Annotated in this window: 21 protein-coding genes; 12 read left to right on the forward strand and 9 right to left on the reverse strand. The window is 72.4% G+C overall.

All coding sequences use genetic code 11. The annotated features are described in order from the left end of the window. Positions 1-171 precede the first annotated feature (171 nt). Positions 172-1,617 (forward strand): purine-cytosine permease family protein, encoded by a 1,446-nt coding sequence (locus tag B072_RS0133745; RefSeq protein WP_018534394.1) that lies wholly within the window; start codon positions 172-174, stop codon positions 1,615-1,617. Positions 1,618-1,641: 24 nt separating this feature from the next. Here the strand turns inward: B072_RS0133745 and B072_RS0133750 are convergent, their stop codons facing one another. Then, positions 1,642-2,373, reverse strand: coding sequence for an IclR family transcriptional regulator domain-containing protein (locus B072_RS0133750; protein ID WP_018534395.1), 732 nt, complete (start codon positions 2,371-2,373; stop codon positions 1,642-1,644). 248 nt (positions 2,374-2,621) lie between these two features. On the opposite strand from B072_RS0133750, the gene B072_RS49860 reads away from it, so the two are divergent. The 7 genes from B072_RS49860 to B072_RS0133785 all read left to right on the forward strand — a co-directional run bounded on the left by B072_RS49860 (position 2,622) and on the right by B072_RS0133785 (position 8,440). Then, positions 2,622-2,741, forward strand: a complete 120-nt coding sequence (locus tag B072_RS49860; RefSeq protein WP_018534396.1) for a putative leader peptide — start codon at positions 2,622-2,624, stop codon at positions 2,739-2,741. Between the two features lie 130 nt (positions 2,742-2,871). Further along, a complete protein-coding gene (locus B072_RS0133760; protein WP_018534397.1) occupies positions 2,872-3,891 on the forward strand; it encodes an ABC transporter substrate-binding protein in 1,020 nt (339 codons plus the stop codon). A gap of 11 nt (positions 3,892-3,902) precedes the next feature. Next, positions 3,903-4,898: an NrtA/SsuA/CpmA family ABC transporter substrate-binding protein gene (locus B072_RS0133765; protein ID WP_018534398.1), complete on the forward strand. Its 996-nt coding sequence runs from the start codon at positions 3,903-3,905 to the stop codon at positions 4,896-4,898. After that, the gene (locus B072_RS0133770; protein ID WP_018534399.1) at positions 4,895-5,749 is read left to right on the forward strand and encodes an ABC transporter permease; all 855 of its coding nucleotides are present in this window, start codon (positions 4,895-4,897) and stop codon (positions 5,747-5,749) included. Before B072_RS0133765 ends, B072_RS0133770 begins: the two co-directional genes overlap by 4 nt. Beyond that, entirely contained in the window at positions 5,746-6,480 is a 735-nt protein-coding gene (locus B072_RS0133775; protein WP_018534400.1) for an ABC transporter ATP-binding protein, read from the forward strand. Before B072_RS0133770 ends, B072_RS0133775 begins: the two co-directional genes overlap by 4 nt. Continuing rightward, positions 6,477-7,352 (forward strand): ABC transporter substrate-binding protein, encoded by an 876-nt coding sequence (locus tag B072_RS0133780; RefSeq protein ID WP_018534401.1) that lies wholly within the window; start codon positions 6,477-6,479, stop codon positions 7,350-7,352. The genes B072_RS0133775 and B072_RS0133780 overlap by 4 nt, the downstream gene beginning before the upstream one ends. Further along, positions 7,349-8,440 (forward strand): LLM class flavin-dependent oxidoreductase, encoded by a 1,092-nt coding sequence (locus B072_RS0133785; protein WP_018534402.1) that lies wholly within the window; start codon positions 7,349-7,351, stop codon positions 8,438-8,440. Before B072_RS0133780 ends, B072_RS0133785 begins: the two co-directional genes overlap by 4 nt. Here B072_RS0133785 and B072_RS0133790 read toward each other — a convergent pair. Then, positions 8,427-9,308: a hypothetical protein gene (locus B072_RS0133790; RefSeq protein WP_018534403.1), complete on the reverse strand. Its 882-nt coding sequence runs from the start codon at positions 9,306-9,308 to the stop codon at positions 8,427-8,429. The two genes, B072_RS0133785 and B072_RS0133790, sit on opposite strands and share 14 nt — an antisense overlap. Positions 9,309-9,425: 117 nt before the next feature. Between B072_RS0133790 and B072_RS0133795 the strand changes: the two genes are divergently transcribed. Then, a complete protein-coding gene (locus B072_RS0133795; protein WP_018534404.1) occupies positions 9,426-11,018 on the forward strand; it encodes a GMC family oxidoreductase in 1,593 nt (530 codons plus the stop codon). Between the two features lie 156 nt (positions 11,019-11,174). Here B072_RS0133795 and B072_RS0133800 read toward each other — a convergent pair whose 3' ends face one another. After that, positions 11,175-12,395 carry a glycoside hydrolase family 64 protein gene (locus tag B072_RS0133800; protein WP_026246573.1) on the reverse strand — a complete coding sequence of 407 codons (1,221 nt, stop codon included), beginning with the start codon at positions 12,393-12,395 and terminating at the stop codon, positions 11,175-11,177. Positions 12,396-12,651: 256 nt separating this feature from the next. On the opposite strand from B072_RS0133800, the gene B072_RS0133805 reads away from it, so the two are divergent. Further along, positions 12,652-13,443 carry a VOC family protein gene (locus B072_RS0133805; protein WP_026246574.1) on the forward strand — a complete coding sequence of 264 codons (792 nt, stop codon included), beginning with the start codon at positions 12,652-12,654 and terminating at the stop codon, positions 13,441-13,443. Between the two features lie 77 nt (positions 13,444-13,520). Continuing rightward, positions 13,521-13,763 carry a WhiB family transcriptional regulator gene (locus B072_RS0133810; RefSeq protein WP_018534407.1) on the forward strand — a complete coding sequence of 81 codons (243 nt, stop codon included), beginning with the start codon at positions 13,521-13,523 and terminating at the stop codon, positions 13,761-13,763. Here the strand turns inward: B072_RS0133810 and B072_RS0133815 are convergent. Together B072_RS0133815 and B072_RS0133820 are read right to left on the reverse strand one after the other, a co-directional pair. Beyond that, positions 13,750-16,221 carry a hypothetical protein gene (locus B072_RS0133815; RefSeq protein WP_106432990.1) on the reverse strand — a complete coding sequence of 824 codons (2,472 nt, stop codon included), beginning with the start codon at positions 16,219-16,221 and terminating at the stop codon, positions 13,750-13,752. The two genes, B072_RS0133810 and B072_RS0133815, sit on opposite strands and share 14 nt — an antisense overlap. A 66-nt stretch (positions 16,222-16,287) precedes the next feature. After that, the gene (locus B072_RS0133820) at positions 16,288-16,950 is read right to left on the reverse strand and encodes a YceI family protein (protein ID WP_018534409.1); all 663 of its coding nucleotides are present in this window, start codon (positions 16,948-16,950) and stop codon (positions 16,288-16,290) included. Positions 16,951-17,191: 241 nt separating this feature from the next. Between B072_RS0133820 and B072_RS0133825 the strand changes: the two genes are divergently transcribed. Continuing rightward, entirely contained in the window at positions 17,192-20,560 is a 3,369-nt protein-coding gene (locus tag B072_RS0133825) for a hypothetical protein (RefSeq protein ID WP_018534410.1), read from the forward strand. 149 nt (positions 20,561-20,709) lie between these two features. Here the strand turns inward: B072_RS0133825 and B072_RS0133830 are convergent, their stop codons facing one another. From B072_RS0133830 to B072_RS0133845, 4 genes are all read right to left on the reverse strand, one after another. Further along, a complete protein-coding gene (locus tag B072_RS0133830; protein WP_018534411.1) occupies positions 20,710-21,687 on the reverse strand; it encodes an acyl-ACP desaturase in 978 nt (325 codons plus the stop codon). Between the two features lie 107 nt (positions 21,688-21,794). Then, complete coding sequence (gene ddaH, locus B072_RS0133835) at positions 21,795-22,571, reverse strand: dimethylargininase (protein ID WP_018534412.1); 777 nt, start codon at positions 22,569-22,571, stop codon at positions 21,795-21,797. A gap of 98 nt (positions 22,572-22,669) precedes the next feature. Then, positions 22,670-24,970, reverse strand: coding sequence for an ATP-binding cassette domain-containing protein (locus B072_RS0133840; protein WP_018534413.1), 2,301 nt, complete (start codon positions 24,968-24,970; stop codon positions 22,670-22,672). 122 nt (positions 24,971-25,092) lie between these two features. Next, the gene (locus tag B072_RS0133845; RefSeq protein WP_018534414.1) at positions 25,093-26,697 is read right to left on the reverse strand and encodes an ABC-F family ATP-binding cassette domain-containing protein; all 1,605 of its coding nucleotides are present in this window, start codon (positions 26,695-26,697) and stop codon (positions 25,093-25,095) included. Positions 26,698-26,713: the final 16 nt, after the last annotated feature.

Genomic DNA, 26,713 nt, shown 5'->3' on the forward strand with positions numbered 1-26,713 from the left:
AAAGCGCAATCTGAGCGGCCGAGGCGACGATTTCCGTACGTCTCTCGGCCGGTGACTTTCGGATTCGCTTGCGCTCAACGCTTGACGACATGCCCCGCACGTTATTGAGTGTGCGACCAATAAGCAAGCAGGCGGCAGAACCGGCACCGCTCGGCACCCTCGGAGGGCTCCATGGCGTCCACGCTTCCCGATCCGTTCCCCGATACCGACGGCGCCGCGGGCGTGGCCCCGCCCGAGCCGGTGGCCGGCCGTATCGAGGCCCACGGCATCGACCACATCCCGGACGCGGAGCGGCGCGGCGCGGCACGCGAGCTGTTCGCGGTCTGGGCCGCGACCGGCGTCAACTATCTGAGCCTGGTGGTCGGCGGCGCCCTGATCCTGATGGGGCTCTCGCTGGGGCAGGCGTTCCTGGTGCTGCTCGTCGGCAACCTGTTCTCGCTGTTCACCGGGCTGCTCGCGATACCGGGCCCGGCCGCCGGCGCCCCCAGCGAAGTCATCACACGGGCCCTCTTCGGCGTCATCGGCAACCGCGTCAACAACGCGGTCACCGGCTGGCTGATCTCCGTCTGCTACTTCGCGCTCAACCTGTCCGCCGCGGCCGTCGCCGCCTTCTCCCTCGTCGAGAAGGTCGGCATCCCCGCGAACACCGGCGTCAAGATCGCCGTGATCGCCGTCATCGCCGCGCTCACCCTGACCATCAGCGTGTACGGCCACGCCCTGATCGTGAAGCTGTACCTGCCCATCACGCTCGTCCTCGCCGCGATCTTCGCCGTGGTCGGGATCGCCGTCGTACGGCACGCGGACTTCGGATACGTCCCCCAGCACCGCCTCGCCGGCGTCGACCTCTGGGCCACGGTCATCGCCGGGATCACCCTCATCGCGTCGGGGCCGCTCTCGTACACCACCAGCGCCGACTTCTCCCGCTACCTGCCGCGGACGACGTCGAAGCGGGCGGTGCTCGGCTGGACCGCGCTGGGCGGCATCGTCTCCAGCTTCCTCACCTGCGCCATCGGCGTCCTCGCCGCGACCGCCGTCGACATGACCGACCCGCAGTCGGCCCTGGAGTCGCTGCTGCCCGGCTGGTTCACGCCCGTCTTCCTGCTCGCCCTCGTCCTCGGCACGATCGCCCTCAACGCGCTGACCGCGTACAGCGCGGGCCTCGCCCTCCAGGCCGTCGGGCTGCGCATCCGCCGCTCGGTGAGCGTGCTCTTCGACGGCACGGCCGCGGTCGCCCTCACCCTGTACGGGCTGCTGATCTCCAACTTCCTCGACACGGTCAACAACGTCCTGCAGCTCACCGTCGTCCTGCTGGGCCCGTCCGTCGCCGTGTTCGCCACCGACATCGTGCTGCGCCGCAACCGCTACGACGGTCCCGCGCTCTGCGACGAGCGTCCGGGCAGCCCCTTCTGGTACCGCGGCGGCGTCAACTGGGCAGGTGCTTTCTCCCTGTTGGCGGGTGCGGGCTCGGCCGCGCTCTGCGTGAACACGCTCTACACCGGGCCCATCGCCGCCGCGCTCGACGGAGTGGACCTCGCGCTGCCCGTCGGCATGGTGGTCTCCTGCGGCTGTTACGTGCTGACGATGCGCCGCACTCTGGCCGGGGCCGCACGCGGCTGACCTCAGGGCCCCGGGCGTGCCTCCTCACGCGCCGCCGCGTTCCCCCGGTGGCAGCAGAAGTACCTCCAGGGCCCGCGCGCAGGCCCGGGCCCGCTCCAGGAACCACGGGATGCGGACATCGGGCAGCGACGCCGGGGTCCCGCGCACCGCGAGCGCGAACCGGGCGTGGCCCGCGCGGTCCAGGACCGGGACGGCGAGGGTGCGCACGCCGAGCGCGGACTCGCCGTCGTTCAGGGCGTGGCCCGACGCCCGTACCGACGCCAACTCCCGCTCCAAAGCCATCCGTTCGACGATCGTGCGCTCGGTGAAGGAGTGCAGCGGAGGGAGCGTGCCGAGGTCGCCGTCGCCGGGGCGCGGCCAGGCGAGCAGGGCCTTGCCGAGGGCGGTGGAGTGCAGCGGGCGACGCAGGCCCACCTTCGGGGTGACCGAGCCGCCCGCCACGATCACCGCGTACGGGCCGCTGCGCAGCGCCAGATCGGCGGTCGCGCCGGTGCGCTCGGCGAGATCGGCGAGTTCCGGCGCGGCCAGGTGCAGGCCCCGCTGGTGGTAGGAGAGCCGGCCCAGCTCGGTCACCGCGGGGCCGAGCCGGTAGCGGGCCGTGCGGAAGTCCTGCTCCAGGAAGCCCGCCGCGAGCAGCGTGCGGGCGAGCCGGTGTGCCGTCGACCCGGTGAGGCCGAGGCGCCGGGCGAGGTCGGACGCGCTCAGGTCGGGCCCGTTGTCGTGGAAGCAGTGCAGCAGATCGAGGGCGCGGCGCACGGCCTGGGAGCCGGAGGGCGGGCGAGGGTGATCGGTCAAGGCGGACCCGGGGGAGGGGAGGGAGCGAGGGGGACGACAGGAAACGTCCCACATCGCGGCGGCTCCGGGCACCCCCAACGGCCCGGCGCAACAACGCGTTCACACTCGCTCCCACATGGTGGGACGTCGCTTGCCGCGCGGCTCGAGCCCGTGCCAGTCTGCGGCCACACCGCACCACACCACGTCGATTCCGGGAAGGGAGCCGAGCCGTGCACCGTCGCACCGACCACGCCCTGGCCGCCGCCCGCCCCGCACCGGCCGCCTTCACGACGCGCCGTCACATCGACCTGGCCCGCGTGACCAGCGCCTCCTGTCGCCGCGCCGCCTGACGCGTCGCCGGACGCCTTCCCGCACGTCGCCCGACGCGCGCCCCGCACACCTTCTTTCTTCGCCGCCCGTGGGCCCTCGCCCGCCCGCCCGCGCGCCGCCCTGCCCCGCACCCTGACCCCGGGACCCGCCATGCCCCCGCACGTCACCGCCCCGCGCACCACCCCCGACACGATCTGGTTCACCCGCTGTCCCGTGCCCACGGCCACCGGCATCGCCGCCGACCGGCACTGGCTCGCGGACGAGTTCGCCGCCGACGGCATCGCCGTACGCTCCCTCCAGGACGCCGCGCCGGACGTCGACCGTCTGACCCACTACACGCACGCCCTGCCGGGACTGTTCCGCGAGGGCGGCAACGTGCCGGCGCTGTGGGCCCGCTCGCGCGGCGAGGAGACCCGGCTCATCGGCCTGACCTGGATCGAGGAACGGCAGACGATCCTGGTCGCCCCGGACAGCGCGGTGCGCGGCGCCGAGCGGCTGCGCGGCCTGCGCCTCGCCGTACCCCGGCACTCCGTCGCCATCGACTTCTGGCGGGCCATGGCGCTGCGCGGCTTCGAGGGCGCGCTCGGCTCCGCCGGGCTCACCCTCGACGACGCCCGCCTCGTCGACGTACCCGCCGACGGACACGAGGGGCAGTGGGCCGCCGAACTGGCCGCGCTGCGCCGCGGAGACGTCGACGCCGTCTACGTCAAGGGCGCACTCGCCGTCGAGGCCGCCCGCCGCTCCGGAGCCCAAGTCGCCCTCGAACTCGACGAGTTGCCGGACCGCCGGCATCGCGTCAACAACGGCACGCCCCGCCCCGTCACCGTCCACCAACGCCTCCTCGACGACCGGCCCGACCTCGTCGACCGTTTCCTCGCCGTGCTGCTGCGCGCCGCCGACTGGGCCGCGGACCACCCCGGCGACGTGGCCCGCATCCTCGGCGCCGAGACCGGCGCCGGCACCGAAGGCGTCGCGGGCGCCTACCGCCCCGGCACCCACCGCACCCTCCACCCCGATCTCTCCGCCGACCGGCTCGACCTGCTGGCCCAGCAGGAGAGCTCCCTGCGCGCGCACGGGTTCCTGCCCGAACCCGTGGACGTGCACCAGTGGGCCGACCCCGAGCCGCTGCGCCGGGCCCGCCTGCTGCCGACCGCCGACGAAGCACCGTGAGGACGCCCGCCATGCACACCAAGAACACCGTCGCCGCCCTCGCCGCCGCCGCGGCGCTCACCGCCCTCGCCACCGGCTGCGGCACCTCGCAGGCCGACGCCGGAGCCGCCAAGCAGGTCGTGATCCGCATTCCCGACCCCGGGAACTCCGGCGTCCTCGCCCTCGGCAAGAAGGACGGCAGCCTCGACAAGGCACTCGCCAAGGCGCACGCGAAGGTCCGGTGGACCGGCAGCGCGGGCCCGTTCGCGCCCGCCGCCCAGGCCATGAACGCCGACCAGCTCGACATCGCCACCGGCTCCATCACCTCCGGCATCACCTCCCTCGCGCAGACGCCCGGCTTCACGTTCTTCACCGCCACGGCGCCCGACGCGGCCGGCGAGGGCATCCTCGCCAAGAAGGGCTCCGGCATCGACGACGTCGAGGACCTCGTCGGCAAGAAGGTCGCCGTCAACCAGGGCGGCACCGGCGAGTACCTCCTCCTCAAGGCCCTCGCCGAGCACCACATCCCCGCCTCCAAGGTCGAGCGCGTCTACCTGCGCCCCGACCAGACGGCCGCCGTCTTCAACAGCGGCAAGGTCGACGCGTGGGCCGTCTGGTCGACGTACTCCGTCGCCGAACTCGGCACCGGCAAGGCCGAGTTCATCGCCACCGGCAAGGAGATCCGCTCCGACAACTACAGCCTCACCGCCGTCCGCACCGCCTTCGCCGACCAGCACCCCGACGTCGTCCGCGCCCTCTACGACTACCTGCACACCGCCAGCGCCAAGGAGAAGGCGGACCCGGCCGCGTACCTGAACGTGAACACGGACGCCGGACCGCAGGCCCTGAACGGCGCCGCGAAGAAGGCCCAGATCGCCATCACCCGGCAGGGCGGCACCGTCGAACCCATCGAGGACGCGGACACCGAGCGCTTCGAGGCCGTCGCCCGGTTCTACGCCGACCAGAAGGTCACGAAGACGAAGGTGGACATCGCCGCGCACCTCCTCGACGTGGAGAAGCTGTCATGACGGCGACCACCACCGAAGCGAAGGCCCCGGCGCGGCCCACGACCCTCGTGGCGCCCCGCCCGCCCCGCGAACGCCCCCGGCGCCGCGGCTACGCCCTCACCGTCCGCGCCCTCGGCCCGCTCCTCCTGCTGGCCGTGTGGTGGATCGCGTCCGCCACCGGCCTGCTCACCAAGGACGTCCTCGCGTCCCCGGCCGAAGTCCTGGACGCGGTGGGGGAGTTGTGGGGCAATGGACAGTTGCCCGACGCCCTCGCCACCTCCCTCACCCGCTCCGGCGTCGGCCTCGTCATCGGTCTCACGGCCGGGCTCACCCTCGGCGTCGTCACCGGCTTCACCCGGCTCGGCGACGAACTCCTCGACTCCTCCCTCCAGACCCTGCGCACCATCCCGTTCCTCTCCCTCGTCCCTCTCTTCATGGTCTGGTTCGGCATCAACGAGACCGCGAAGATCCTGCTCATCGCCGTCGCCACCACCTTCCCCATGTACGTCTCCACGTACGGCGGCGTCCGCAACGCCGACCGCAAACTCGTCGAGGCGATGCGCAGCTTCGGCATGGGGCGCCTCGCGATCGTCCGTGAGGTCGTCCTGCCCGGAGCGCTGCCGTCGCTCCTCGCGGGCCTGCGCCTGTCGATGACGCTCAGCGTGATCGCCCTCATCGCGGCCGAGGAGATCAACGCGACCGCGGGCATCGGCTACTTGATGGCGCAGGCGCAGAGCTACGCGCGCACCGACATCCTCGCCGTCTGCATCCTCGTCTACGGCCTCCTCGGCCTCACCGCCGACGGCCTCGTCCGCCTCCTCGAACGCGTCCTGATGCCGTGGCGGCGTATCGCGCAGGGGGCCGCCCGATGACCACGACGACCACCGAGACCGCTGTACGGATATCAGGGCTGCGCCGCACCTTCGGCGACCGGAACGTCCTCGACGGGCTCGAACTCGACATCGCCCGCGGCGAGTTCGTGGCGCTCCTCGGCGCCAGCGGCAGCGGCAAGACCACGCTGCTGCGCATCCTCGGCGCCCTCGACGCCGCCGACGACGGCGAGGTGCTCGTCCCGCGCGCCCGCACCATCGTCTTCCAGGAACCGCGGCTCGTCCCCTCCAAGAAGGTCCTGGCCAACGTCGCCGTCGCCCTGCCGCGCGGCGCCGCCACCCGGACCAGAGCACGCGCCGCCCTCGCCGAGGTCGGCCTCGAACGGCACGTGGACGCCTGGCCCGGCACCCTCTCCGGCGGCGAGGCCCAGCGTGTGGCCCTCGCCCGCGCTCTCGTCCGCGAGCCCGAACTCCTGCTCCTGGACGAGCCGTTCGCCGCCCTCGACGCCCTCACCCGCCTGCGCATGCAGGACCTCGTCGGCGAACTGTGCCGCGTCCACCGCCCCGCCGTCCTCCTCGTCACCCACGACGTCGACGAGGCCGTACGGCTCGCCGACCGCGTCTGCGTCCTGCGCGACGGCCGCCTCGTCACCGACGAGACCGTCGCCGTCGACCACCCGCGCGACCCCGGCGACCCCGCCTTCGCGGCCCTGCGCCGCCGCCTCCTCGCCGACCTCGGCGTCCACCCCACCGCACAGGAGATCCCGGAATGACCATCACCATCGGCGTGCACAACAGCAATCCGACCCTCTACTACCTCTCGCGCCTCGACTTCGCGCAGGAGGAACTCGCCGCAGTCGGCGAGGAAGCGGTCTTCCACGCCTACGCCAACGGCGTGCGCACCGGCGCCTTCCTCACCGACGGCACCATCGACTTCGGCGGCACCGGCTCCACCCCGCCCGTCACCGCGCAGGCAGCGGGACACGACATCGTGTACGCGGCCGTCTCCGCGCCCCGCCCCGACCACGGCGCGCTCCTCGTCGCCGAGGACGGTCCCGTGCGCACCGTCACCGACCTCAAGGGCGCCACGGTGCACCTCGCCATCGGCTCCTGGCAGACCCACCTGATCGCCAAGTCCCTGGACGACCACGGGCTTTCGTACGCCACCGACATCACCGCCGTACGCTCCGACGAACACAGCGCCGGCCTTCTGCGCTCGGGCGAGATCGCCGCCTGGGTCGCCCAGGGTCCGCAGCTCGTCGCCGCCCTGCGCGAAGGGGGCGTCCGCGTACTGCTGCGCACCGGCGACGTCATCTCCGACCGCTCCGTCTTCTTCACCCGCCGCGACCTCGCCGAACAGCGCCCTGACGTCGTCGCCGCCCTGGTCCGCGCCCTCCAGCGCGCCGACGACTGGGCGAAGGCGCACCCGCGCGAGGCCGCCGAGATCGCCGCCGAGCACCAGGGCGGCACCGCCGACGACTGGGAGACCGCGCTGAGGGCGCTGCCCTGGCGGATCGAGCAGGTCACGGACGCGTTCCTCGCCGAGCAGCAGCAGGCCGCGGACATCTTCGTACGGACCGGGTTCGTCGAGCGGCCGGTCCGGGTGGCCGACGCCGTACCGCGCACCGGGCAGGTGCCGGCGTGACGACCACCGCCCCGCCCGAGGTCCTCTGGTACATCATCCCGCGCGAGGGCGCCTACCCCTGGGAGCCCGAGGGCCGCCGCCCCGTCGACCTCGGCTACCTCCAGCAGCTCGCCTCGACCGTCGAACGCCTCGGCTACACCGGCGCGTTGCTCGCCACCGACCTGTACGACGTGTGGCCGCTCGGCAGCGCCCTCGCCGCCTCCACGAGCACGGCCTTCCAGCCGCTGCTCGCCGTCCACCCCGGCCTGATCTCGCCGACCCTCCTCGCCAAGATGGCGCTGAGCTTCGACACGCTCTTCGGCGGCCGGCTCCGCTTCAACGTCGTCAACGGCTCCACCAAGTCCCTCCAGGAGTACGGACTCCACGTCGAGCACGACGAACGCTACGAGCTGAGCGCCGAGTACTGGTCGATCGTCAAACGCCTCACGGCGGGCGAGGTCTTCGACCACAAGGGCCGCTTCTACGACCTCAAGAACGCCGGTGCCTCCTTCCGCGACCTGAAGCCGGTGCAGGATCCGCACGTGCCGCTGTGGTTCGGCGGCTCCTCCGCGCCCGGCATCGAGATGGCGGCGGAACACGTCGACGTGTATCTGACGTGGGGCGAACCCCCGCACCTGCTCAAGGAGAAACTCGACCGGGTCCGCGAGCGCGCGGCCGCGTACGGCCGCACCCTGCGCGTCGGACTGCGCCTGCACCTCATCGTCCGGGACACCGAGGACGAGGCGTGGGCCGCCGCCGACCGACTCCTCGACGTCACCAGCGAGGCGACGTACGCCCGTCAGCTCGGCGACCGCTCGGGGGAGGACGGCGTCGGCTGGCAGCGCCAGTTCCGCCAGCACGGGGGCAGGGTCCCGGCCCGCGCCCGCGAACTGGAGACCCACCCGAACCTGTGGCCCGGCATGAGCCTGTTCCGGCCGGGCCCCGGCACCGCGGTCGTCGGCTCCACCGCCCAGGTCGTGGAGCGCCTGGAGGAATACCGGGCACTGGGCGTGGACACGTTCATCCTCTCCGGCAACCCCCTGCTCGAAGAGGCGTACCGGGTGGCCGAGACGGTCCTGCCCGCGCTCGGGGTGGTCACACGACACTGAGGTCGAAGACGGACCAGTCCGTCCAAGGGGCGTGCTGGAGGTAGAGGCGGGGGCCACGGCCGACGATCCGTTGGCGGCCGGACCTCAGTGGGGAGCCGTCGGGGCGAGTCAGCCGGCCCGTCCCGACCGTGCGTACCTCCAGGCCCGCCAGGAAGCAGACGACCAGCCGGTCGTGGTCGTCCTGGTATCCGCCGAAGAACGCGACGCGCCCCTCGTGCACGGCGAGCCCCTGCGCGCCGCGGACCGGGTTCGCGCGGGCCAGCGAGGCTCGCCCCGGACGGTTCTCCACCAGGGCGAAGTCGGTGTAGGCACAGGACCAGCCGGTCGTCCCCGACACGTTGAGCGCGTAGCAGTCGGTGATGAAGTCGGCGCCGGGCACCGCGGTGTACGCCCACAGCGGCTCGCCCGCCGCACTCCACCGGCGCAGGCCCGGGCAGCTCAATTCGTCTTCCCCGAAGGTTCCTTCGTCGAAGTATCCGACCCACAACTCCCCGCTCTCGTCGACCAGCAGATGCTCGATCGCGTCACCTAGCCGGAACGTTCGGGCGCAGCACCCCGTCGCGTCGAAGACCTGGACCTGTCCCGCGTCGGGGGTGCGGTTGCGTGCGTCCGCCACGACGAAACAGCCGTCGGGCAGGGCGTCGAGGTGGGGGAAGCGGGCGGTGACGGCGCTCAGCCGCGTTTCGTGGGGAGCCGCGCCGGACCCGACCGACACGACGAGCGCGTCATACCGGGGCAGCGAGTCCCGGCCCCTGTCCCGCAGCAGCCAGTGCGCCCGCCCGAACGCGTCCACTGTGGACGTCATGACGTGGTGGTCGTGGTAGCGGCGCGGCAGCCGGGCGTACGCGTGAAGGGAGTATTCGGTCACCCGAGGATCGTCCGGTACCCCCGCACCCCGAACAACCGGTTATGTACGCGCGCCCCCACCGGGGTGTAGACCATCGGTAACACCTGTAGGAGCCACCAGCCCATAGAGGGAGCCGAGTTGAGCAAGGACCGTACGTACGACTACGTCATCGTCGGGGCCGGGTCCGCCGGATGCGTCCTCGCCGGGCGACTCTCCGAGGACCCTGCCGTCAGGGTGGCCCTGGTGGAGTCGGGGCCGCGTGACCGCAAGACGGAGATACGGATCCCGGCCGCGTTCCCGAAGCTCTTCAAGACGCCGTACGACTGGGACTTCACCACCGCCAAGCAAACCGGCCTGGACGACCGCGAGTTGTACTGGCCGCGCGGTCACACCCTGGGCGGCTCCTCGTCCCTCAACGCCATGATGTGGGTGCGCGGCCACCGCGACGACTACGACGCGTGGGGCGAGGCCGCGGGCGAGGAGTGGGCGTACGACCGGTTCGTGCGGTACTTCCAGCGCGCCGAGCGCTGGCACGGGGAGCGGTCCGAGCAGTCCGTGTACGGCACGCTCGGCCCGCTGCACATCTCACCGCCGCGCTCCCCGAACCCCACCACGTCCGCGTTCCTCGACGCCTGCCGGGCCCAAGGGCTGCGCGATCTGGGCGAGTTGAACCAGCCGGACCACTCCGGTTTCGCGGTGACCCCGGTCAACCAGTACCGGGGCCGCCGCTGGAGCGCCGCCGACGGCTACCTCAAGCCCGCCGCGCGCCGCCCCAACCTCGACATCTACACCGACGCCCGCGTCACCCGGCTCGACTTCGACGGCAACCGCGCCGCCGGGGTCGTCGCCGAGGGCGTCTCCGCCGGAACCCTGCGCGCGACCCGCGAGGTCATCCTCTGCGCCGGCGCCATCGGCTCGCCGCACCTGCTGCAACAGGCCGGGATCGGCGACCCCGACAGCCTCACCGCCGCGGGCATCGACACCCGCGTCGCCTCGCCCGGCGTCGGCCGCCACCTCCAGGACCACCTCTCCTACGCGGTGACCGTCCGCTGCCCCCGCCCGGTCTCCCTCACCGGCGCCGACACCCCCGCCAACATCGCCCGCTTCCTGCTCGGCGGCCGCGGCCCGCTCACCTCTAACGTCGGCGAGGCCGTGGCCTTCGTGAAGTCGCGACCCGAACTCACCGCGCCAGACATCGAGTTGGTCTTCGCCCCCGTGCCCTTCGTCAACCACGGGCTCACCCCGCCGACCGAGCACGGGATCACCATCGGCGTCGTCCTCCTCCAGCCGCGCAGCGAAGGCCGCATCAGCCCGACGGGCCCGTCCGGCTCCGGCCCCGCCATCGACCCGGACTACCTCGCCGCCGACGAGGACCTGCGGGCCATCGTCGCGGGCGTGCGCCGCGCCGAGGAACTCCTCGCCGACCCCGCGCTGAGCCCGCTGCACTCGTCCCCCATGGCCGGCTACCCCGGCGTCGTCGACGACGAGCAGCTCTCCCGGGCCGTCCGCGCCGGGGCCGAGACCCTCTACCACCCCGTCGGCACCTGCCGCATGGGCAGCGACGAGGACTCCGTCACCGACCCGCGCCTGCGCGTGCGCGGCACCGAGGCGCTGCGCGTCGTCGACGCCTCCGTCATGCCGCACATCACCCGCGGCCACACGCACGCGCCGACGGTCGCCCTCGCCGAGAAGGCGGTGGAGCTGATCCGGGAGGACAACCTCGCCCCGTGACGCGCCGGGGGCGTTCGTCGTTCGCGATGAGCGCCCCACAGCAGCGCCTGTGTCGTCGTGGCGGACGACTAGGGGCCGTACGGGACTAGGGGCCGTACGGCCGGTGCGGAGGGGATGACGGCCCCCACCGCACCCGCCGTCCGGTGGCGCCGTCGCTCAGGAGCCGACGCTCACCGTGAACCGCCGCGGGTTCCCGTCGTTGGCCGCGCCGGACACGTCGGGCTGGCCGTCCGGCTTCACGTCGTCGTACGGGAAGGCGTACCCGATGGGCGAGTTGGCGTGCACGATCCGCGACCAGTGGTTCGTCGTCGCGTCCTGGTAGTAGTCACCGGACGAGGCGCCGTTCGGCTGGTCCGGGTGCGTGAGCATGATGCTGCGGTTGAACCCGGCGGCCAGCCGGGCCAGCAGGCCCTTCTTGTCGTCGGAGTCCGACGGGTTGTTGGTGAACGGGCCGTAGTTGCAGGTGAAGATGTCCTTCGCGTTCGGCTTGGTGAAGGTGTGGCCGCCGTTGAAGGTGAGCGTGTCGCCGCTGACCCGGCCGGTGAACACGCCGCGCCCGCCCTGAAGGTCGATCTTGAGGTCGGTGGACGCGTACTTGCTCCAGACCTGGTCGACGTACGAGGTCCAGACGTCCCGGAACGGCATCTCGTCGGGCCGGTCGAAGTACGGCGCCATGTAGCTCTGCGGCGAGATGGCGCGCAGCACCTTGCCGTCGCCGCCCTTGATGACGAGCTTGTCCCAGGGCTGCCCGTCCTTGGCGGCCTGCGCGGCCAGATCCGCGGCGATCTTGCCCACGGCGCCGTCGGGCAGCGGGGCGACGGTGTGGGTGGCGTCGCCCTCCAGGGTCAGCCCGATGGGCAGCGCGGTGACCAGGTCGACGTAGCTGATGTTGGCGTACAACTGGTCCGAGTTGAAGGTGAATTCACAGAACGACCAGGTCTTCCCGTAGTTCGGGTCGGCCTCGGTGGCGAAGGCCGGCTCGACCAGGGACGGGCCCGGGTTGAGGAAGAACTCGAGGGTGTCGTCGCGCACGAAGTAGACGCGTGCGCCGTACATCTGAGGCAGCGTCACCACCTTCGGCGCGGAGCCGGCGGCGCCCAGCGGGATGGCGCAGTCGACGGGCAGCGGCGTCTGCGGGGCGCTCGGCGACTCCGGGCGGTAGACGCTGCCGTCGGCCTTGAGGAGGACCCAGTTTCCGGTCGACTGCTCGTGGCCGGTCACGTACGCGTTGACGGCACCGGTCAACGACTTGTTCTCCAGGGCCAGTTCGCAGGTGGCGGGCGCGGCGCCCGCGGTCCAGGACGGAACGGTCAGGGAAGCGGCGGCAGTTGCGACGGTGGCTCCGGTACCGGCGAGAAACATCCTGCGCGATATCACGATCGACACTCCTGGCATGTGGGGGTGTGTGGGGGAGCCCCACTGTGGCGAGAGTGACGGGGAGCGTCAAGACTTATGACGGGGAGCGCTCCCAGATAATATTTGAGTTCAATTGTTGAAGGCGACTCGTATACGGCCCATTGGTCCGGACCTTGCCTGGTCAGGGTGTGTGCGACGGCGATTGTCAGTGGGCGGTGGAAGACTCGTCAGTCCGGAGAAGAATTTGGACGGCACCCTCGACGAGGAGGGCATGACCATGATCACCACAGACTTCGTGAACGGCGCGCCGAACTGGCTGGACCTCGGCACCCCGGACCTGGACGGAGCGATCGCCTTCTACGACGGACTCTTCGGCTGGACGTTCCGGTCGGCGGGCCCCGAGTACGGCGGGTACGGCACGTTCCACCTCGACGGCAAGGCGGTCGCCGGCGGCATGACCGTCACCGCCGACCAGGGCAGCCCCGCCTGGAGCATCTACTTCAAGACGGCCGACGCGGACGCCACGGCCAAGGCGGTCGAGCAGGCCGGCGGCACCGCGCACCTCCAGCCGATGGACGTCGGCGACCTCGGCCGCATGGCGATCCTGGCCGACCCGGCGGGCGCGACGTTCGGCATCTGGCAGCCGGGCGTCCACCGGGGCCTGGAGCACGTGACGGAGGACGGCGGGCTGAACTGGGTGGAGCTGTACGTCCCCGACCCGGCCGCCGCGAAGGAGTTCTACGGCACGGTGCTCGGCTGGGGCGCGTTCGACGTGGAGTTCCCCGGTGGTACGTACACGACGGTCAACCCGGCGGACACGGACGAGAACGCGATGTTCGGCGGGATCGTCCCGCTGGACGCCGACCCGGTGGAGGCCCGCGCGGGCGCGCACTGGACGCCGTACATCCATGTCGCGGACGTGGACGCGGTGGCGGACAGGACGCAGGAACTGGGCGGCACGGTCCGCCTGGCTCCGGTGAACATTCCGGGGGTGGGGCGGATCGCGAAGCTGGCGGATCCGTCCGGCGCCGGGTTCGCCGTCCTGCGGGGTGACCCGAACCAGCAGTGATCGCCGGAGACGTCTGCTCCGACGGTCGTTGATCGTGCGTTGATCGAACGTTTTCCGCCACGCGGCACGCTCGGCACATGTACGCGAACACGACCCTCACGCCTGCCGGCCCCACCTGGCAGGAACAGGCCCTGTGCGCCCAGACCGGCGGCGACTTCTTCTTTCCCGAGCCGGGCAGCTCGGTCAGAGAGGCCAAGCGGATCTGCCAGATGTGCGAGATCCGCTCGGCCTGTCTGGACTACGCGCTGACCCACGACGAGCGCTTCGGCGTCTGGGGAGGCCTCTCCGAGAAGGAGCGGCACCACCTCAGGCGTAACTGACCGCGAACTCCCGCGTTCCGGCGGGGACCTGGACGTCGTCACCGGTGACGTCCAGCTCCCGCCCGTCCGCGACGACGGACCGGACGGCCCCGAAGCGGCACGGGTACACGTACCGCACGCCGTCCGGCGCCGAGCCGATCCGCACGGTCACCCTCCGCGCCCCGGCGTCGTGCGTCAGCCGGTACCCGAAGGGCCGCCCGAACAGGGTCGGCGCGTCCTCGACCGCCACGGACTCCCCGTCCGGCACCCAGTGCGGGCGCACACCCGGCGCGATGTACAGATGCGGATCGCGGTCCTCGTCCGCCTCGAAGAAGAGGATGTCGCGGATCAGCAGCAGATACTCGGCGGCGGCCCAGCCGTGCGGGATGTCGCCCATGTACCAGTGCCGGTCGGGCACCTCGTGGAAGTCGGAGGCGATCGGGAAGGCGTGCTGCTCGTTCCAGGCGCCGAGCGCCGCCGCCCGGTCCTGGGTGCGCGGGAACGCCGCCCCGACGGTCCAGCCGAGCAGCTCGTCGGCCCGCTCCGGATTCCCCGCCAGCAGGTACGCGTGCGCCAACTGAAGCGTCAGATAAGGCCCGTACGCGTTCCAGGCCGCCTCGTGCCGGTAGCCGCCGGTCACGAAGTGCGCGTACATCGTGTCGAGCGTGCACCGCGCCGCCCGGTCGACGTCGTCGCCGAGCTTGCTGCCCATGTGGAGGCGGAGCGGATGGAAGTACGCCGCCGCGCCGATCATCGTCGAGTCGAGCCGGCCGACGTCACCGGGCCCCGTCGGGATGTACGTCTCCCAGGCCCCCCGGCGCCGCTGCTCGTCGAGGACCCAGCGCACGGACGCAGCCGTCGCCCCCTTCACGTCGTCGAAGGCGCCCCACAGCTCACCGGCCTCCGGCGCGCCGATCCGCTCCGCGAGTCGCGCCGCCTCGTACAGGCCCGCGAGTCCCCACAGGTCGTCCCAGTAGTGCGGCTTGTCGCGCTCGCCGAGGTGCTCGGCGCTCCAGCCGCTGTGCAGCAGCCCGTTCCCGTCCCGGTTGTCGCGCAGCCAGCGCGCGCCGTCGACGACGTACGGCGTGTACATCTTGGCGCCGAACGCGGCGGCCCGGCCGCGCGTGCGGTCGAAGCGGCCGATCGCCCACAGTGCCTGCCCGTTGCTGTCCCACTCCCGGTCGTCCTTCTCGTGCGGGCCGCCGTAGAACCCGTACTCGGCGCACGGCCCGATCCGCCCGCCGCCACGGTTGAACCTCAGCGGGTAGTGCGTCCCCAACTGGTGCTCTGCCAGCGCGGAATCGCCGACGAGCGAGCAGGCCGTCGCCTCCACCGAGGAGTCCCGGATCCAGAACGAGTCGTAGACCGTCGGCCCCGGGTGGATCTCACCGAGGTCGGACAGGATCAGCAGCTGCGAGCGGGCCTGACGGAACATGTCCGTCAAGTGCGACACCGGGCGCGGCAGTTCGGGCTGCACGCCCTGGCGCACGAGCTTCCCGGTCCAGAACTCCCGGTTGGCCTCCTCCAGTTCACCGGCCGGGTTCGCCCGCAGCTCGGCCAGATCGTCGGCGCCGCTGTACAGGTCGACGGGGAGCCGGACGTCGATCTCCACGGTCGCGTCCTCGGCGACCCGGTAGGGCCAGGTGAACACCGCGCTGCACAACCCGGCCACCTGGTCCTGCGCCTCGGCCGAACCGTTCAGCTTGCCGCCCATCACCAGATCGCGGAACGGGCTGTGATGGACGTACGTCTCCGGATCCTGGCTGAAGTCCGGGTTGCCGTACACGCCGAACTGGTCCGGCGCCGTGTCGAAGACGGGACCCCAGCCGCTGTTCGTCTCCACCCGCAGCTCGCCCGGCAGATAGCGCAGGAAGGTGAGCCGCCGGTCGGTGATCTCCCGCCCGTTGCGGTCGTGCCGCTGGAAGCCGCTCGGCCCGGCCGGCAGCACGGCCGCGCACAGCAGCCCCTCGCGGAGCTGGCCCGTCGGCGAGCCCACGGTCACCCGGGTGACGACCGCGTCGCGCCGCCTGGCCCCGATCGGTGTCGCGAACGTGCGCTGCACGAACGTGACGTCCTCCGCCGTACGGAAGGTCGTCAGGACCACCGGCAGATGCGGCGCCTCCGTGCGCTGCTCCACCGTCCCGCCGTCGGCCAGCTGCGGCAGGTGCAGCGCGCCGGTCGCCGGGTCGAAGAGGAAGAACGACAGGCAGTACTTGTCGTAGACCGGCTCGATCTCCCCGGCCTGTCCGATCAGCGACTCCTGCCGGTGGTCCTTCACCCCGACCATGCCCCAGTACCGGTACAGGGCGTTCGAGGAGAACGCCGCCTCCTTCGAGTCGTACGTTCCCGCGTCGAAGTCGTCGCTCCACCGCCGGAAGGCCTGCTGCGCCCACCAGGGCACGGGATACGGAACCTGGGCCCGGCCGGCCCAGCTGCGCCACATGACCTCGTAGAACATCCACTCGTGCGTCTGCGCCACGGAGTTCACCCCTCACGGGCCCTGGAGAAGTCCTAGGCGCACCGTGGCACCGGCGAGGGGGCGTGCCTAGGTCTGCGGCGTGGCCCGGATCGCCGAGATGTCGAACTGGAGGCGGACCTTCTCGCTGACCATGGTGCCGCCCGCCTCCAGGCGCTGGTTGTAGACCAGGCCCCACTCGGTCCGGTCGATGGTGGTGGTGCCGTCGAAACCGGCCCGCTCGAAACCGAACGGGTCCAACACGGAGCCCAGATAGTCGAGTTGGAGCTCCACGGGGCGGGTCACCCCGCGAATGGTCAGATCCCCGGCCATCCGGAACGTCTCGCCGCCCTCGTGCATCGCGGCGGTGGAGCGGAACACCATCTCCGGGTGGCGGGCCGCGTCGAAGAAGTCCCGGCCCACGATGTGCGCGTCCCGCTGCTCCACGCCCGTGTCGACACTGCCGACCCGGATGACCAGCTCGGCGCGCGAGCGGGACGGCACGGCCCCGTCGAAGTACAGCGTGCTGTCGTAGTCGGCGAACGCACCTCGCACCGTGGTGACCATGGCGTGCCGCACGGAGAACCCGATGCGGCTGTGCGGCCGGTCGATGGTCCACTCGCCGGTCAGCCCGCGCAGGGCCGGGTCGAGCGAGGCCTCGGCCGCCCGGGCGGCCGGGAACGGCGTGGCCGGGCCGTCGGCCGGAACCGGCTCGAGCGTCGCGGTCTGAGGACGACGGCTGAAGAAACCCATGCGGGCGGAGCCTCCTTCGATTCTGGTCACTGTGTCTGATCACTCCGTGTTATCACGGCATCGGCGGGCCCCGGACGGTGAGTTGGGCGGTCTCGTCCCGGTTATGTGTGGTCGGCCGGAAAGCTGCACAGGATCGACATGAATGTGGATGCACGCCCGGCTGGTCCGTCGTCACGGAATGTGAGGGCGACTTGTTCGATATTCAGTGGGACCCGCGCGCCGCGCCGGGCAGACTCCAGCCATGTCCGTCCAGAGCAACAGCACCGCCGCCCGTCTCCTCGAAAGCGTCGATCCGCTGCCGTATCCGCGCCGCATGCGTGAGATCGGCCGCCGGGCGCGCGAACTCGCCGGAACCGGTGAACTCGCGCCGGTCGTCGCGGAGCTGACCGCCCAGGGCCCTCATGAGCGGAGCGTCTGCGCCGTGCTCGCCTGCGCGGGCGGTGACGCGGCGTGGGCGGCGGCGCACCTGGCCGACCCCGACCCGTTCGTGCGCGGGCACGCGCGGCGCACCGCCGGGGTGTCCGACGCCGCCTACGAGGCCGCCCTCGACGACGCGCCCGAGGCCGTACGCCGTGAACTGCTGCGGGCGATCGTGCTCCAGGAGCGCACCGCGCTCGCCGACCGCCTCGTCGCCACCGTGCGCGCCGACTGGGGTGACGCCGAGGCCGCGCGTCTGCTGGCCGGCTGTTCCCCGGAGGTCGTCACCCGGGTCCTGCCGGACGTCTTCCACGCCGTACGCGGCTGGAAGGTGCTCGCCGGGCGGCATGCCGGCGCCGTGCTCGACATCGCCGCGCGCCGGCTCGCCGAGGTACCGGAGGCTGCCCGCGACGGCTGGTGGCAGCACTACGGCCCGGTACTCGCCCGGATCGCCCCGGACGCGCCGCTGCGCGTGCTCGACCTGCTCGACGCGTGCCCGCCCCGGCACTTCCCGTGGCCGCTGCGCCCGGCCCTCGGCGCCCTCGCGGCCGCCGACCCGGCCCGCGTGCTGCGCATGATGACCGGCCCCTGGCGAGGGCGGCTGCACGGTCGCGGCACCCTGACCCCGGCGGTGCTGCGTGCCGTCGCCCGCAGCGGCGCGCCCGAACTCGCCGCTTACGCCGCCGTCGCCGCCGACCGGCCCCACGACCTCGCCGCGCTGCTGCGCGCCCAGGCCCCCGCCGACCGGCCCGCCACGTACGAGGCGGCCACGGCCGGACGCGGCGCCGCGCACGACGGCGTCGACACCGACGTGCTCGACGCGCTGCCCCGCTTCTACGTCGCCGACGTGGCCCGCCCCGCCGCGCGGGCGGCCCGCGAACGCGCCGACTCCTGGGACACCGTGCTGACCGCCGAGTCCTACCTGCCGCCCGACGAGGTCCGCGAGGCGCTCGACGCGGCCACCCGCAGGCCGGTCGCCGCCGACCGCGCCCTCGCCTGGCCGCTCCACGTGCGGAACGCGGCCCGTACCGCCGACCCCGGCCAAGTGACGCTCGTGACCGAGGAGTTGGCGCGTCGGCTGCGCAACGAGCAGGATCCGGTGCGGGGCGCAGTCCTGCAGTCGCTCGCCGGTGACGTGCACCCCGCGCTGTGGCGGGCCGAGGCGCTGCCGCACCTCGGCCGGCTCGTCACGGACGCGCTGCAGGCCCGCGACTGCTCGTACGGCACCCGGGGCGCGCTCACCGGGCTCGCCGTCGGCATCCTGCGTCACCAGGCGGTGGGCCAGGACCGCGACCTGGTCGGCTGGGCCCTCGACGTCGTGGTCGCCACGCACGGCCACACCGGCGCCGTGTACCTCGGCGACCTCGAACGCACCTTGCGCCGCGGGCGGGAGCGCGACGTGTACGAGGCGCTGCGCCCGGGCATCGACGCCGAGGGGAAGCGGAACGACTTCCGGCTCCTGCTCTCGCTGGCGCGCTCCCTGGGCAGCCGCGCCGCCGGTGTTCCGGAACTCCAGGCCGAGCTGCGCGGTGCCATCGAGCGCGGCGACGACTCCTCCGCGTGGGACGCGATCGACCGGTGGCTCGAACCGTCGGCGACCCGTGACGAGCGCGTGGCGGAGGTCCTCGACCTCGTACCGTCCGCCATCGATCTCCCCTCGGTGGCGCGGGCCGTGGCGTACCGGCGCACCGACCTCCTCGACCGCTTCCTCGACGGCCCGCCGCCGTACGGGCGGTTCCTGACGGACAAGGGCCCGTGGGCCTTCCCCGCCGAGTCGTACGGGCGGGCGGTGCGCGGCTGGCTGCCCCGCCAACAGCAGGCGTACCTGCGGCAGTTGAAGCGGATCGCCGAGGACGCGGACCTCGACCTGGCGCGCCGCACCGCAGCGATCCGCAGCGCCGCCGACGTACCGGACGGCGGCCGGGAGTCCGTCCGCCGGTGGGCAGGCTCCGAGGACGTCACCCTCGCCGAAGCCGCCCTCGCCGCGCTCGGCCGCACCCCCGACGACCTCCCCCTGCTGCTCGGGCACGCGGGCGACGACCGGGCCCGCGTCGCGGTGTACGCCGCCTCCCGGGCGTCCCGGCACGCCCGCCCGTCCGCACTCGCCCCGCTCCTCGACGAGTTGCTCACCGGCCCCGGCAAGAAGGTCACCAGCCGCAAGGAGGCGGCACGGCTCGTCGCGACCCGGCTCCCCGCGCGGCAGGCCGCGCCCCTCCTCGCCCGCGCCTACGCGGCCCCGGACGCCCACCGCGACGTACGCGCCGCGTGCGTCGCCTTCGCCGCGTACCGGCTGCTCCGCGAGGACGCCGCCTGGGAGATCCTCACCGACGCGGCGTCCGAGCGCAGCGAGTCCGTACTGCGCCGGGCCGCGCTGCGCCTGAACGTGCACGACGTCGCCCCGGGCCTGCGCGAGCGCTACGCCGCCCTCGTCGCCGGGGTCGCCGAGACGGACGACGACGAACTCGCCGACACCGCGCTGTCGGCCCTGTCGTCCTGGGTGCCGTGGGCGCCGCAGGCCCTGGACGCCCTGACCCGGCTCCTCACCGACCTGGACCGGCGGGCGCCGGGGGTCTGGAGCGCGGCCGGATCGACCCTGGTCGCGGCCGCGGGACAGAGCCCGGCCGCGGCCGACGCGCTCACCGGCGCCGTGCGCACGCTCATGGCCCACGGGACCGCGCCCGACGCCGGCGAGGAACAGGACCGGCCCGCGCTCCGCCGCCTCGACAACGTCGCCGGGGTGCTCGCCGACGTGGCGACGCTCGACCCGGCCCTGCGGCCGCTCGCCCGCGACCTGGCCCTGGTCCTCGCCGAGGACGACGCGTTCGTGCCGCAGGCCGCGCAGGTGCGGCTCGCCGGCCTGGACTTCTCTGCGCCGGGTGACGAACTGCGGGCGCTGGCCGGGCTGCACGACGACCGCCCCGCACTCGCCGCGCGGACGGCGGGCGCCCTCCGCGACCGACTGCGGAACCGGCTCCGCGGGGAGCGGGTGCCGGGGGAGGTGCTGTTGCCGGCGGCGCGGGACCTGGCCTCGGGCGGCTCCCTCGCGGAGGGCCTGTTCGCCTGGGCGCTGACGTGTGCCGGGGGCGAGCGCGCGGGGTGGCCGGACCTGTGGCGCGACATCCTCCGGGAGCTGCGGGCGCACCCCTGCGCGGACGTCCGGGACTTCTCGGCGCGGGTGAGTACAGCCCCGTAAGGGGCGCGGGGCTGTGTCGATGTGCGGCTCCGCAGCGTGGGCGCGCTCGGCCACGACGAAAGCCGCGGTCGCGTCTGCTCGGTTGATGAGCAGACGCGACCGCGGCTTGTCTGTGGCTGAGCGCGCAGTTCCCCGCGCCCCTTACGGGGCTAGACGGCGGCGGCCCGCGCCGCCATACGAGCCTTACGGGCCGCCAGCTTCTCGTCGAACTTTGAGGCCTCCGAGTCGAGCCCGTTCATGAACAGGCCGAGCTCCTCCTGGGCCTTCGTGCCCTCGGGGCCGAGCCCGTCGATCTCCATGACCTTCAGGAAGCGCAGCACGGGCTGGATCACGTCGTCGTGATGGATCCGCATGTTGTAGACCTCGCCGATCGCCATCTGCGCGGCGGCCCGCTCGAAGCCGGGAATGCCGTGTCCCGGCATCCGGAAGTTGACGACCACGTCGCGCACGGCCTGCATCGTCAGGTCGGGCGCGATCTCGAACGCGGCCTTGAGCAGGTTCCGGTAGAAGACCATGTGCAGGTTCTCGTCCGTCGCGATGCGCGACAGCATGCGGTCGCAGACCGGGTCACCGGACTGATGGCCCGTGTTGCGGTGCGAGATGCGGGTGGCGAGCTCCTGGAAGGCGACGTACGCGACGGAGTGCAGCATCGAGTGCCGGTTGTCCGACTCGAAGCCCTCGCTCATGTGCGACATGCGGAAGGCTTCCAGCTGGTCCGGGTCGACGGCGCGCGACGCGAGCAGGTAGTCGCGCATCACGATGCCGTGCCGGCCCTCTTCGGCGGTCCAGCGGTGCACCCAGGTGCCCCACGCGCCGTCGCGGCCGAAGAGGGTCGCGATCTCGTGGTGGTAGCTGGGCAGGTTGTCCTCGGTCAGCAGGTTGACGATCAGCGCGACCCGGCCGACCTCGGTGACCTTCGACTGCTCCTTCTCCCAGGCCTGGCCGTCCTCGAAGAGGCCGGGGAAGTTGCGGGCGTCGGACCAGGGCACGTACTCGTGCGGCATCCAGTCCTTGGCGACCTTGAGGTGCCGGTTGAGCTCCTGCTCGACGACTTCTTCCAGCGCGTACAGAAGGCGGGCGTCGGTCCACGAGGTCGACGAGCCGAGGCGGGGGGAGATGACGGTCACGGGGGCTCCTGGGGGACGGAGGTACAGCGAGCGGTACGAGCGGTGGTTCTACCTACGGTGTCGTAGGTTACGTTGCCGTAGGTTAAGCGCTCCATAAAGATCCGTGGTTACGCGTAGAGGTCACGGAGCCGGACTGAGAGGCACGTCACACACCCTTCGAGCTTCTCGAACTCGGAAATGTCCACCAGAACGGGGTCATGGCCGAGGCTCGCCAGCACCTCCGCCGACTTCGGTGCGCTCGCCGCCATGAGCAGCCGGTTTCCACCGAGCAGCACGACGTGCGCGCCCGATTCCTCCGGCACGGGGAGGAAGCGTGGGAAGAGCGAGGCGTGATCGACCAGGGGCTCGTGGCCGATCACCGTGCCGTCGGGCAGCGCCGTGACCGCCGACTTCAGGTGCAGCACCTTGCTGATGGGGACCGCGACCACGCGGGCCCCGAGCGGCTCGAAGACGGCGCGCAGCTGCTGCACCCCGGCCGCGTTCGTACGGCCGCCTCGTCCTACGTAGAGGGTGTCGCCCACCTTCAGTACGTCGCCCCCGTCGAGAGTGCCGGGCTCCCACACCCAGTTGACGGAGCAGCCGAGCCGCGCGACGGCCTGCTCGACCCCCGGCGTCTCCTCGTGCCGCGACGCGGCGCCGGAGCGGCCGATCAGTGCCACGTTCCGGAAGACGACCACCGTGTCCTCCACGAACACCGCGTCCGGGCAGTCGTCGGCCGGCTCCACGATGAAGGTCTCCCAGCCGTGCTCCTCCAGCGCGGCGACATAACCCTGCCACTGGTCCATCGCCTTCGCGGAGTCGACGGGGGTGCGCTCGATGTGGGTGACGAGCCCTTCCGCGAGTCGCGGTCCCGGACGGCGGACGAGGGCCTTCTTGCTGGGCACGGATGTTCTCCATGGTTCGTGGCAGGGTGCGGTGCCGCGCGTGCGGGGTGACGGCGGGCACATCATGCCCAGCCCGGCAGCCCGGGCGGAATCCCCCGTCACGCGGCTGTCACGGCCTCCTCACCCGGCCCGCCCGCGCCCGCGACGGCCCGCCGCAGGTGATCGGCGGTGAACGAGCCCTCCGCATCGAGGAGTTGGGCGGGAGTTCCCTCGAAAACGACCCGCCCGCCGTGCCGGCCGCCCTCCGGGCCCAGGTCGATGATCCGGTCCGCGCGCCGGATCACGTCGAGGTTGTGCTCGACGACGACCACCGTGTTGCCCGCGTCGACGAGCCGGTCGAGCAGTGCCACGAGCCCGTCGACGTCCGCCATGTGCAGGCCGGTCGTCGGCTCGTCCAGGACGTAGACCGCCGCCGTCCGGTGCAGCTGCGTGGCCAGTTTGATCCGCTGGCGCTCCCCGCCGGACAGCGTGCTCAGCGGCTGCCCGAGGGTGAGATAGCCGAGACCGACGTCGCTCAGGGCACGCAGCCGGCGGCGCACCGGCTCCTCGTCCGGCGCGGTGAAGTGGTCGAGCGCCTGCCCCGCCGTCATGTCGAGCACGTCGGCGACGGACCGGCCACGCACCGTGAGCGCGAGCACCTCGTCCCTGAATCGCCGCCCGTCGCACGCCGTGCACACCGTCGTCACCGGGTCCATGAACGCGAGGTCGCTGTAGATGATCCCCCGGCCCCGGCACGTCCCGCACGCACCGGCCGAGTTGAAGCTGAAGAGCCCGGGCTCCGTGCCCGTCCCGCGCGCGAAGATCTTCCGTACGGTGTCCATGATCCCGAGGTACGTCGCCGGGGTGGACCGCCCCGAGATCCCGATGGCCGACTGGTCGACGACCACCGCCTCCGGGTGCGCGGCGACCAGCGCCCCGGACACCAGACTGCTCTTGCCGGACCCGGCGACGCCGGTGACGGCGGTGAGCACCCCGGTCGGCACCCGCACGGACACGTTCTTGAGGTTGTGCAGCGAGGCGCCCTCGATCGGGAGGGAGCCGGTGGCCGTGCGCGGCCGCTCCTTGACCCCGCCGCGGCGCCGCAGGCAGCGGCCGGTGAGGGTGTCCGCGCGCCGCAGCCCCTCCGGCGTCCCCTCGTACACCACACGCCCACCGCCCGCGCCGCCCGCGGGCCCCATGTCGACGACGTGGTCGGCGACGGCGACGACGTCCGGGTCGTGCTCGACGACCAGGACCGTGTTCCCCTTGTCGCGCAGCCGCAGCAGCAGATCGTTGAGGCGTCCGACGTCGCGCGGGTGCAGGCCGATGCTCGGCTCGTCGAAGATGTACGTCATCCCGGTCAGGCTCGACCCCAGGTGCCGTACGGTCTTCAGCCGCTGCCCCTCACCGCCGGACAGGGTCGATGTCTCGCGGTCCAGGCTCAGATAGCCCAGCCCGATCGCCTCGATCCGCTCCAGGGCGGCGACGGCGGCCGCCGCGATCGGCCCGCCCACCGGGCCGTCGATCCGGCGCAGCACCGGGATCAGCTCGGCGACCTCCATGGCCGCGCAGTCGGCGATGTTCCGTCCGTCGATGCGGGTGGCGAGCGCGGCGGCGTTCAGCCGGGCCCCGTCGCAGAGCGGGCATGTGCCCTCCGTCAGGTACTGCCGCACCACGTCCTGGGTGCGCCGGCTCAGCGCCGACAGGTCGCGGTGCAGGTACAGCCGCTCGAAGCGGTCGGCGAGCCCCTCGTAGTCGATGTCGCGGCTGCCGCCCGTGTTGTCGACGTTCACCTTCGCGCCGCTCCCGCGCATCAGGAACTCCCGCTCGGCGGCGGTGAACCGGGCCACCGGCTTGTGCGTGTCGAGCGAGGTGGTGTGCGTGTACGTCTGCCCCTGCCAGGTGCCGACGGCGAACGGCGGGAACCTGATCGCCCCGTCCACGAGGGACTTCGCCGGGTCGAGGATCCGGCCGTAGTCGGGCCGCACGCTCCGCCCGAGCCCGTGGCACTCGGGGCACATGCCGCCCGGCTCGTTGAACGAGTACGCCGTCGCCTCGCCCGCGCTCGGGGTCCCGCACCGCGAGAACAGCACGCGGAGCACCGCGTGGATGTCGGTCATCGTGCCGACCGTGGACCGCGCGTGCCCGCCGATCGGCCGCTGGTCGACGACGATCGCGGGGGAGAGGTTCTCCAGGGCGTCCGCCCGGGGCTTCTCGTGCTTCGGCAGCCGGTTGCGGACGAACCAGGTGAACGTCTCGCCCAGCTGGCGCTGCGACTCGACGGCGACGGTCCCGAAGACCACGGACGACTTGCCCGAGCCGGACACCCCCGTGAAGACGGTGAGCCTTTCCCTCGGGATGCGCAGGGTGATGTTCCGGAGATTGTTCTCGCGGGCTCCGACGATGTGGATGTACCTCATGACTCCGACGCTAGGCGGAATACCGGACACCTTTTGTCGTGCTTTGAGACCCGCGAGAAGCCTCGGACGCGGCTGCTCGGTCGATGAGCGGCCGCGTCAGCGGCCTGTCTTCCGCGGCCTCTCTAGAGCTCGAGCCACCGGGTCACGCCGATCGACTCCAGGAACCGGACGTCGTGGCTCGCCACGATCAGCGCGCCCTCGTACGACTCCAGCGCCGACGTCAGCTGCCGCACGCTCGCCAGGTCGAGGTTGTTCGTGGGCTCGTCCAGCATCAGCAACTGCGGCGCCGGCTCGGCGAGCATCAGCGCGGCGAGTGCCGCCCGGAACCGCTCGCCGCCGGACAGCGTCCCCGCCCGCTGATCGGCCTTGGCGCCCTTGAACAGGAAGCGGGCCAGACGGGCCCGGACCCGGTTGTTGGAGGCGTCGGGCGCGAACCGGGCCACGTTCTCGGCCACGCTCGCCGTGTCGTCCAGCACGTCGAGCCGCTGCGGCAGAAGACGCATCGGTACGTGCACGACCGCCTCGCCCTCGACCGGCCGAAGCTCACCGGCGACGGTGCGCAGCAGTGTCGTCTTGCCCGCGCCGTTGCGGCCGACGAGCGCGATCCGCTCGGGACCGCGCACCTCGAACTCGCCCTTCACCCGCGCCCCGTGGACGACCGAGAGGTTGTGCAGGGTGAGGACGGTACGCCCCGGCGGCACGGCCGTGTACGGCAGGTCGACGCGGATCTCGTCGTCGTCCCGCACCGCCTCCACCGCCTCGTCGAGCCGCTCCTTGGCCTCGGCGAGCTTCTCCTCGTGCAGGATGCGGTGCTTGCCGGCGGAGACCTGCGCCGCCCGTTTGCGCGCACCCATCACGATCTTCGGCTCGCGTTTGGAGTCCCACATCTTCTGCCCATAGCGCCTGCGCCGGGCCAACGTGACCTGCGCTTCGGTCAGTTCACGCTTCTGCTTCCTGAAATCGGACTCGGCGACCCGCACCATCCTTTCCGCCGCCTCCTGTTCGGTGGCGAGCGCCTTCTCGTACGCGGAGAAGTTGCCGCCGTACCAGGTGACCTCGCCGCCGCGCAGATCGGCGATCTGGTCCACACGGTCCAGGAGTTCACGGTCGTGGCTGACCACGATCATGACGCCGGACCAGCCCTCGACGGTCGCGTACAGCCGCTGTCGTGCGTGCAGGTCCAGGTTGTTGGTGGGCTCGTCGAGGAGCAGCACGTCGGGGCGGCGCAGCAGCAGCGCCGCGAGGCGCAGCAGGACCGACTCGCCGCCCGACACCTCCCCGGTCGTCCGGTCCACATCGATCCGGTCGAGGCCGAGTTGGGCGAGAAGAGCGATCGCCCGCTCCTCCACGTCCCAGTCGTCGCCGACCGTGGTGAAGTGCTCCTCGGCCACGTCGCCCGCCTCGATGGCGTGCAGCGCGGCCCTGGTGCTGGCGATGCCGAGGACCTCGTCGACCCGGAGCGCGGTGTCGAGGGTGACGTTCTGCGGCAGGTAGCCGATGTCGCCGGACACGCGCACGGTGCCGTCCGCCGGGGCCAGCTCGCCCGCGATCAGCTTCAACAGGGTTGATTTTCCGGACCCGTTGATGCCGATCAGACCGGTGCGGCCCGGACCGAACGCGACCTGGAGACCGTCGAAGACGCCGGTGCCGTCCGGCCAGGCGTAGTCGAGACCGGTGACGGCGACGGACGTGGCGGGGGAGCCGGAGTGGCTCTGGGGATGTGACATGAAGGCCTCGCGGTTG

This window comes from Streptomyces sp. HmicA12 (genome assembly GCF_000373565.1).
GTDB lineage: Bacteria > Actinomycetota > Actinomycetes > Streptomycetales > Streptomycetaceae > Streptomyces.

Excerpts from the sequence above, each read along its gene's own strand:
- B072_RS0133745 (WP_018534394.1), top strand. The coding sequence starts at position 172 with ATGGCGTCCACGCTTCCCGATCCGTTCCCCGATACCGACGGCGCCGCG.
- B072_RS0133760 (WP_018534397.1), top strand. The coding sequence starts at position 2,872 with ATGCCCCCGCACGTCACCGCCCCGCGCACCACCCCCGACACGATCTGG.
- B072_RS0133765 (WP_018534398.1), top strand. The coding sequence starts at position 3,903 with ATGCACACCAAGAACACCGTCGCCGCCCTCGCCGCCGCCGCGGCGCTC.
- B072_RS0133770 (WP_018534399.1), top strand. The coding sequence starts at position 4,895 with ATGACGGCGACCACCACCGAAGCGAAGGCCCCGGCGCGGCCCACGACC.
- B072_RS0133775 (WP_018534400.1), top strand. The coding sequence starts at position 5,746 with ATGACCACGACGACCACCGAGACCGCTGTACGGATATCAGGGCTGCGC.
- B072_RS0133780 (WP_018534401.1), top strand. The coding sequence starts at position 6,477 with ATGACCATCACCATCGGCGTGCACAACAGCAATCCGACCCTCTACTAC.
- B072_RS0133805 (WP_026246574.1), top strand. The coding sequence starts at position 12,652 with ATGATCACCACAGACTTCGTGAACGGCGCGCCGAACTGGCTGGACCTC.
- B072_RS0133810 (WP_018534407.1), top strand. The coding sequence starts at position 13,521 with ATGTACGCGAACACGACCCTCACGCCTGCCGGCCCCACCTGGCAGGAA.
- B072_RS0133820 (WP_018534409.1), bottom strand. The coding sequence starts at position 16,950 with ATGGGTTTCTTCAGCCGTCGTCCTCAGACCGCGACGCTCGAGCCGGTT.
- B072_RS0133825 (WP_018534410.1), top strand. The coding sequence starts at position 17,192 with ATGTCCGTCCAGAGCAACAGCACCGCCGCCCGTCTCCTCGAAAGCGTC.
- B072_RS0133840 (WP_018534413.1), bottom strand. The coding sequence starts at position 24,970 with ATGAGGTACATCCACATCGTCGGAGCCCGCGAGAACAATCTCCGGAAC.
- B072_RS0133845 (WP_018534414.1), bottom strand. The coding sequence starts at position 26,697 with ATGTCACATCCCCAGAGCCACTCCGGCTCCCCCGCCACGTCCGTCGCC.